Origin of the sequence: Synechococcus sp. W60.3 (assembly GCF_047502615.1) — a bacterium.
Taxonomy (GTDB): domain Bacteria; phylum Cyanobacteriota; class Cyanobacteriia; order Thermostichales; family Thermostichaceae; genus Thermostichus.
Genome location: NZ_JANSHJ010000020.1, coordinates 45186 through 51706, shown reverse-complemented (window position 1 = coordinate 51706; position 6521 = coordinate 45186). Strand labels below are relative to the sequence as shown.

Genomic DNA, 6521 nt, shown 5'->3' with positions numbered 1-6521 from the left:
TTGGCCAACACTGCCAAGCCCAGGGCCAGCGCCCCCACCGCTCTCCACCTGCGTCCAGAGTACCCGGCCCGCCAGGCCTCCTCGGCGGCCCAAAGGGATCCCAGCCCCACACCCATGCCCAGGTTGAGTAGCGGGTCGATGAGACCAGTTTTGTAAAAAAACAAGGGCAGGTAGCCCGTAAGCAGCAAGATCCCCCATAGGCAGCCAAACCCCACCCCACGCAGATGGGATCCCCACCCCACCAATAGCGCCACTGTGATCCCGCCCACCCAGGCATTAGGCAACCGCGCCGCCCATTCGTTGACCCCCAGGGCCGCCATCGCCAGGGCCTGCAGCCAAAAGAGGGGCTTTTCGAAAAAGGCTCGCCGTTATGCAAAGCCAGGGGATCGCCGCTGGCCAGCATCTGCCGCGCCAAGCTGGCGTAAATGAGCTCGTCCCAGTCAAACAGGTAAGGGATCCCCTGGCCCGCCCACAGCCATAGGCCGGCCAAAAGCCCCAGGGATCCCTTGAGGCGGCCCAGAAGCTTAGCCATGGACAGCTTCTAGAGGCACCACCCGGCCCACACTCTCGGGCGAGTGCAATAGCCGCAGCAACTGGGCTGCCAGAGCGGATCCCTCGATCTCTGCAGGAATCTCCACCCCACACCAGCGGCTGGAGCTCTCCCGCAAGGCCGCCACCCAATCGGGAGTTAGGGATCCCCGCGCCACCCCCATCAGTTGCGGCAGCGGATCGCGGCGGTAGAGCCCGATCCAGCGCAGGCCCAGTTGGAAGGGCCCAGGCCGAAAGCGGGGGTTGGGGCTGCCGTCCGCCTCAAACTTGCTCAGCATCAGTTGCAGGGAATAGATCTGGCGGGTATTCAAAGGGGGAGCAGCAACCCGGCGGGCGCGAAAGGTAGGCACCATCTCGGCAAAAGGCACCTGGACGGTCTGCTCTTCCCCTGGGGTGGTGTCGAAGGCATAGCCGTAGGCCGGGCTGTCCCAACCCCCTTGATCCCGCAGCAGAACCTTGTAGCGCTGCCCATCCCCCCGCAGCCGCAGCTCCAGGCCGGCAAACCCCGACACATCCAAGGGAGGCTGCCAGTTGCGGGTGCGCGTGGAAACAAAGCCGCCGAAGTTGGCCGTGGAAACCTGCCCCGTAAACAGCAGCTCGCCCTCGCCCCAGAGCAGTTGGCTTTGGCTCACCCCGCCCATCACCACATCGTCTAGGATGCCCCAGAACTGGTTCACCTGGGGGTCAGGCCGGCGAAAGTCAAAGAGCATCTGTTCCGTCTGGCCGCTGCGGCGCAGCCGCTCCAGGTGGGCCTTAGCTTCCTCCCGGTTCTCCAGACCCAGGATGACCCTGGCTGTCACCTCATCCCCTCTCTCCTGGACTTCCGCCCCCTGCTGTTGCAGCGCCTCCGCCAGCCCCACTGGTAGGCCATCGCCCAAGAAGATCACGGGAAGAGGAGCTGAAGTCGCCAGGGAAGGAGGCATGAAGTCAACCGCTGCTGCTTGGAACCCATTCTGAACCCAGCGCCATAGGTCGGCAAAGGGCAGCGCTTCGTAGTAGGTCAGCGTGTTCCAAAACCGCCCCAGGTCCCAAGGCATTGCCTACCCACTTAGAGAACGCACGCAGGAGAGATGCTTACAGGATAGCCCCAGCCAGGGGATCCCTGGCAATTGAACCGCCTTTGAGGACTCCTCAACCCTATCTGTCCCAACCTCTGCTGTCCTCTCCAGGAGGAAAGAGATCCCTTCTCCGAGTTTGCTTTTGTGTATCGCATTGCCGATCTCGGCAGGGTGGGGGCAATAACCCGACCGTTGAAGGGGCCCTGAATTCGCAATCAAACTTAACACCAAGGTCGAAGGGAACGCCTTGCAAAACGGATCCCGGATCCCATCTGCAAATGATCTCGCAATGGTCTATTCTTGATCCTGTTGTCGGGTTTGTCGCTGGAGCAGAGCTGACCCCTTTTCTAAGATCGAACTACGGAGAACCATGTTTAGCAAATTTTTTTCTCTTCAGAAAGCGTTCGCGGCGGCGCGTCGTCGGTTACTGATCCTGATCTTGGTTTTGGGGATGGCCGGGTATGCCTGGGGGCCGGCCTTGGCGGCCAGGCAGATTCCTCCTGTAGCCTTGTCGCCAACCGAGTCCATCACTTTCACGGAAGCGCAACTGGCCAGAGGAAAGCAGTTATTCAACAGGGCCTGTGCCCAGTGTCATGTGGGTGGACAGACCTATCCCAATCCGGATGTTACCTTGAAGCTCTCGGATCTGGAGGGGGCAACACCTCCCCGCGATAATGTGTTGGCGATCGTGGACTACATCAAGAACCCGGTCACCTATGACGGGGTAGAGTCCCTGGTGGAATATCATCCCAACACCCAGCTTCTAAGTGAGTATCCTCGCCTGCGCAACCTCACCGATGAGGATCTGAAGTTAATTGCCGGCTACATCCTAGTGCAGGCTAAGACCGTGCCCGGCTGGGGCGGCACCAAGAGCGAATCCCACAGTGACCTTTCGGCCTATCTCTGATGCCTGGGCAAACTCAAGGGGCAAAGCGGTGGCGGGTCCCGGGCCGTGGCTGGAGGTGGGCCGGGATCCTGCTTCTGGTATGGCTAGGGCTAGCTAGCCCAGCAGCAGGCCGCATTGATCCTTACGTGAGCCACTATCTGCGAACCACTGAGCCGATAGAGCTGCCCTGGGATGCGGAAGGGCACATGCTCACCTTTACTCCAGAGCAACTTACCGACGGGAAAAATCGCTTTCAGTCCGCCTGTCTGAACTGCCACGTGGGTGGCTCTACCCTACCGGCCCCCAACATTTCCCTTTCGCTCAAGGACTTGCGCGGCGCCACCCCACCCCGCGACACCATTCAAGCCTTGGTGGAGTACCAACGGGATCCCCGCAGCTACGATGGCACCGAGGTTAGCTATGGCTGCCGCCCCGTGCCCCCCTCCTGGATGGATGATGAAGCGCTGCGCAACCTGGCTGCCTTTATCCTCAGGGCGGCTCAAGTGGCTCCGGGCTGGGGATCCAACGCAATCGGAGGTGGCTGAGGAGTCGGGGTTTCCTCCGCCGCTCCTTGCAGGGGTGGTGGTAGCCTGGTGAAGAGGGAAGGTGGCGGCCATGCTCCAGAATATCCGCTCCATACTCCTGGGCCTGTGGATACTGACCCTGCTCGTTTTCCTTGTCCAAAACTGGGGATCTGCGGCAGCCGTAGTCGTAGCCGGGCAAGCTGGCGCTGCGATTCCTTTGTCGCTGACGCTCTTGACGGCCTATGGGGTAGGAGTGGGCTTGGGGTTTCTGTATGTGGGCGCTTGGCGGCTGCACGACCGGGTATTCCAGCGACAGGCAATCCGCAAGTTAAACCAGCTCATCGAGCGAGTGCGCTTTTTGGAAGCGCAGATGATTCCCCCCGACCACTATTTGCCTCAGGATCTGCCGGATCCCCAGGCAGGCCGCTATTCCTACTCCAATATCCCGCCGGAACGCATTCGCGACCCGGCTCCTAAATCTGCCAATCCTGAGGAAGAACTTGAGGAGGAAGACGACGCGGCCACAGCCCCCAACTGGCGGATCGTCCGACGGCCCTATTCTGCCCAGGAGGAAGAGGAATGGGACTCTTGAACTGGTGGCGATCTTCTGCGGCTCCCTCGTCTGAGTCCGACCCTCGACCGGAACCCCAGGGACAGAATAACTATCTGCTGATCGTTCTCGACAGTTGCCGTTTCGACAGCCTGCTGGCCGCCAACCCCAAGCATCTGCTCAAGCTGGGATCCCTGGAAAAGCGCTGGAGCTACGCTTCCTGGACGGCTCCCGCCCACTACAACCTGCTCATGGGCCTGCTGCCCCACACCAGCCCCACCCAGGTTTTCGCGTCTGAACACTACAAGCAGGAATATTTGCGCTACAACGAGCGCCTCGGTACCCGGCAGCCGATCGAGTTCAAGCATCTGCTGCCCCACCTCTATTTGCCGACGCTACTGAAGCACCAACTGGGCTACACCACCCACGCCATGGTCTCCCTGCCGGTGCTCAACCCCAGCACCCTGCTCAACCGCGACTTCGATTCCTACCGCCTCATGCCGCGCCACAACGACATGGCAGCCATGGTGGAGCAGTTGCGCTTTGATCCGGATCGCCCCAGCTTTTACCTGTTGAATGTGGGCGAAACTCACTATCCCTACGCCCTGCCCGATGAGGATCCCAGCCTGTGGCCCCGCATCTCTGGGGTGAATGGCGTGTTAAAGCGCCTGGATGAAGGGGAAGAGGCCGGGATCACCTTTTTCAGCGCCGCCCAGTTGGAGGAGCTGCGCCAGCGGCAGATCGAGGCGGTGCGCTACCTAGATGGGGTTTTTGAACAATTGTTCGATCTGGTTCCCAAAAACACCTACATCACCGTTACCGCCGACCACGGCGAATTGTTCGGGGAAGGGGGCTATTTTGGCCATGGCCCCATCCACCACGAAAAGGTGCTGGAGGTGCCTTTTATCGAGGGAAAAATTCGCTGAGGCCCTCACCCCCGGCCCTTCTCCCTTTGGGAGAGGGGAGATACGGATTCGGGTTCGGCTCCGCTTGGAACGTCAGCACGCTAAACCTGTTGGGTCTCCGGTTTGGGCAAGGTGGGATCCCGGCGAGTTTCTCTGCGACTTTCGCCCAGAGAGGTCACTCTCGTGGTCGAGTCCAAGCCCTCTTCGGCGGCCAAGTCGGCGGAACGCGCGATCTCGTAGAGGCTTTTCACCACACTGGTTAGGGGAATCGCGACGATGACGCCCAGGATGCCCCCCAGTTGCGCCCCCACCAACAGGGCGATCAAGATCCACACCGGGTTGAGGCCGATCAGTTCCCCCATCAGGCGGGGGGCGATGACCCGATCCTTAACCTGCTGCACAATTAGGGAGACCAGCACCACCTTGAGGCTGAGCCAGATATCCTGAAAGGCCAGCAGCACCGCTGCCGCGCCGATGCCAATAAAGCCCCCCACCAGTGGGATCACCTCCAGCAGGCCGATCAACAGGCCAAACAAAAGCCCGAAGGGCACGCGCAAAAACCCAAAAATTGGCACCAGCATCAGGGCCATGATGAACCCCAACACCAACTGGCTGATGAGAAAGTTCTGGAAACTCAGAGCCAGGGCTTCGCCGATGCGCGGTCCCCAGGGCTTGGGGAAGAGGCTGAGCAACCCCTGCCAGAACTGCCCCCCGTAGAGCAGCATGTAGAGGGCCAGCACCAACACCAACACCAGATCGATCACCTGATTGAAGGTGCCCAGGAGGATGTCCAGGGATTGGCCGGCAATTTTTTCGGCGCTGGCCTGCAGGCGGTTGAGGAGGGTGTTCACCAGCTCTGTCTGGCCGAGGTTGATGTTGCGCTCTGCCGCCCACAGGCTGATTTGATCCAGCCAGCTTTGTAAGGTATCCACCCACTCCGGGATCCGCGCCCCCAACTGCACCACCTGCTTGGCCAGGATGGGCACCACAGCGATCCCCACCAAGGCCAGCAGCACCACCGACAGGGCAAAAACCAGGGTGACTGCCAAACCGCGGCTTACCCGATAGCGCCGCAGCACCTGCACCGGATAGTTGAGCAAAAAAGCCAGCACCGCCGCCGTCAGGATGGTGGTGAGCAGATGGCCAAACAGCCGGCCCACCTGTAGGGCCAGCCAGCCGCTGATGACGATCAAAATCCAGGTGAGCAGCAGCCGCTGCAAAGGCGAGAAGCGATTCATGCCAGGGGGATCCCCAAGAGCCTAAAAACCCAGGATGCTATATCCACTATCCACATAGATCACCTGGCCGGTAATGCCGCTGGCCAGGTCGCTGGCCAGAAAAGCTGCCACATTGCCCACCTCGAGCTGGGTGATATTGCGCCGCAGCGGAGCTTTCTCCTCGACCGCGTGCAGCATGGCATGGAAATCAGCAATGGCCGAAGAAGCCAAGGTGCGAATGGGTCCAGCGGAGATGGCATTCACCCGGATCCCGGCGGGGCCCAGCTCGGCCGCCAGGTAGCGAACGCAGGTTTCCAGGCCCGCTTTGGTGACAGCGGCCATGTTGTAGTTGGGCACCACCCGCACCCCCCCCAAATAGGTGAGGGTGAGGATGCTGCTGCCGGATCTCAAGAGAGGCTTGGCGGCCCGGCAGAGGGCAATCAGGGAGTAGGTGCTCACATCCATGGCCAGGGCAAACCCTTGCCGCGAGATATCGCTAAAGTTGCCGCTCAGCTCTTCTTTTTTGACGAAAGCCAGGCAGTGAACCAAGATATCGACCTGACCCCATTTCTGGGCTATTGCCTGAAACAGCTCGTCAATCTGCTGGTCGCTTTGCACGTCGCAAGGGAGGAGAAAATCCGGCTGCAGGGGCTCGGTGAGCTGCTGGACTTTGGTCTTGAAGCGATCCCGCTCGTCCGGCAGATAGGTAACCCCCAACGTCGCCCCCGCTTTGTGCAGTTGCTGGGCAATGCCCCAGGCGATGGAGCGCTCGTTGGCAATGCCGGTTACCAAGGCTTTTTTTCCGGTCAGGTCTAGCATACGGAAAGGTGGG

General features: G+C 60.7%; 7 protein-coding genes and 1 pseudogene. 4 read left to right on the top strand and 4 right to left on the bottom strand.

All coding sequences use genetic code 11. The features are described 5' to 3' along the window. Positions 1–320: pseudogene (locus tag NW846_RS08450) on the bottom strand (dolichyl-phosphate-mannose--protein mannosyltransferase); the annotation flags it as partial. A gap of 204 nt (positions 321–524) precedes the next feature. Next, the gene (locus tag NW846_RS08445) at positions 525–1586 is read right to left on the bottom strand and encodes a CIA30 family protein (protein ID WP_011430520.1); all 1062 of its coding nucleotides are present in this window, start codon (positions 1584–1586) and stop codon (positions 525–527) included. A gap of 391 nt (positions 1587–1977) precedes the next feature. Here NW846_RS08445 and psbV point away from each other — a divergent pair, with 391 nt between their 5' ends. The 4 genes from psbV to NW846_RS08425 all read left to right on the top strand — a co-directional run bounded on the left by psbV (position 1978) and on the right by NW846_RS08425 (position 4493). After that, positions 1978–2514, top strand: coding sequence for a photosystem II cytochrome c-550 (gene psbV / locus NW846_RS08440; protein WP_011430519.1), 537 nt, complete (start codon positions 1978–1980; stop codon positions 2512–2514). Further along, the gene (gene psbV2, locus NW846_RS08435; protein ID WP_011430518.1) at positions 2514–3038 is read left to right on the top strand and encodes a photosystem II cytochrome PsbV2; all 525 of its coding nucleotides are present in this window, start codon (positions 2514–2516) and stop codon (positions 3036–3038) included. Before psbV ends, psbV2 begins: the two co-directional genes overlap by 1 nt. 70 nt (positions 3039–3108) lie before the next feature. Beyond that, a complete protein-coding gene (locus NW846_RS08430; RefSeq protein WP_011430517.1) occupies positions 3109–3609 on the top strand; it encodes a hypothetical protein in 501 nt (166 codons plus the stop codon). Further along, positions 3597–4493, top strand: coding sequence for a sulfatase-like hydrolase/transferase (locus tag NW846_RS08425; RefSeq protein ID WP_414346940.1), 897 nt, complete (start codon positions 3597–3599; stop codon positions 4491–4493). The genes NW846_RS08430 and NW846_RS08425 overlap by 13 nt, the downstream gene beginning before the upstream one ends. An 80-nt stretch (positions 4494–4573) precedes the next feature. Here the strand turns inward: NW846_RS08425 and NW846_RS08420 are convergent, their stop codons facing one another. Further along, complete coding sequence (locus tag NW846_RS08420; protein ID WP_011430515.1) at positions 4574–5710, bottom strand: AI-2E family transporter; 1137 nt, start codon at positions 5708–5710, stop codon at positions 4574–4576. Positions 5711–5731: 21 nt separating this feature from the next. Continuing rightward, on the bottom strand, positions 5732–6508 hold the full coding sequence (fabI, locus tag NW846_RS08415; protein ID WP_414346939.1) for an enoyl-ACP reductase FabI: 777 nt from the start codon (positions 6506–6508) through the stop codon (positions 5732–5734). Positions 6509–6521 lie beyond the last annotated feature (13 nt).

Bases quoted from the DNA above. Each gene is read 5' to 3' on its own strand.
- NW846_RS08425 (WP_414346940.1), top strand. From the start codon at position 3,597: ATGGGACTCTTGAACTGGTGGCGATCTTCTGCGGCTCCCTCGTCTGAG.
- fabI (WP_414346939.1), bottom strand. From the start codon at position 6,508: ATGCTAGACCTGACCGGAAAAAAAGCCTTGGTAACCGGCATTGCCAAC.
- psbV (WP_011430519.1), top strand. From the start codon at position 1,978: ATGTTTAGCAAATTTTTTTCTCTTCAGAAAGCGTTCGCGGCGGCGCGT.
- NW846_RS08445 (WP_011430520.1), bottom strand. From the start codon at position 1,586: ATGCCTTGGGACCTGGGGCGGTTTTGGAACACGCTGACCTACTACGAA.
- NW846_RS08420 (WP_011430515.1), bottom strand. From the start codon at position 5,710: ATGAATCGCTTCTCGCCTTTGCAGCGGCTGCTGCTCACCTGGATTTTG.
- psbV2 (WP_011430518.1), top strand. From the start codon at position 2,514: ATGCCTGGGCAAACTCAAGGGGCAAAGCGGTGGCGGGTCCCGGGCCGT.
- NW846_RS08430 (WP_011430517.1), top strand. From the start codon at position 3,109: ATGCTCCAGAATATCCGCTCCATACTCCTGGGCCTGTGGATACTGACC.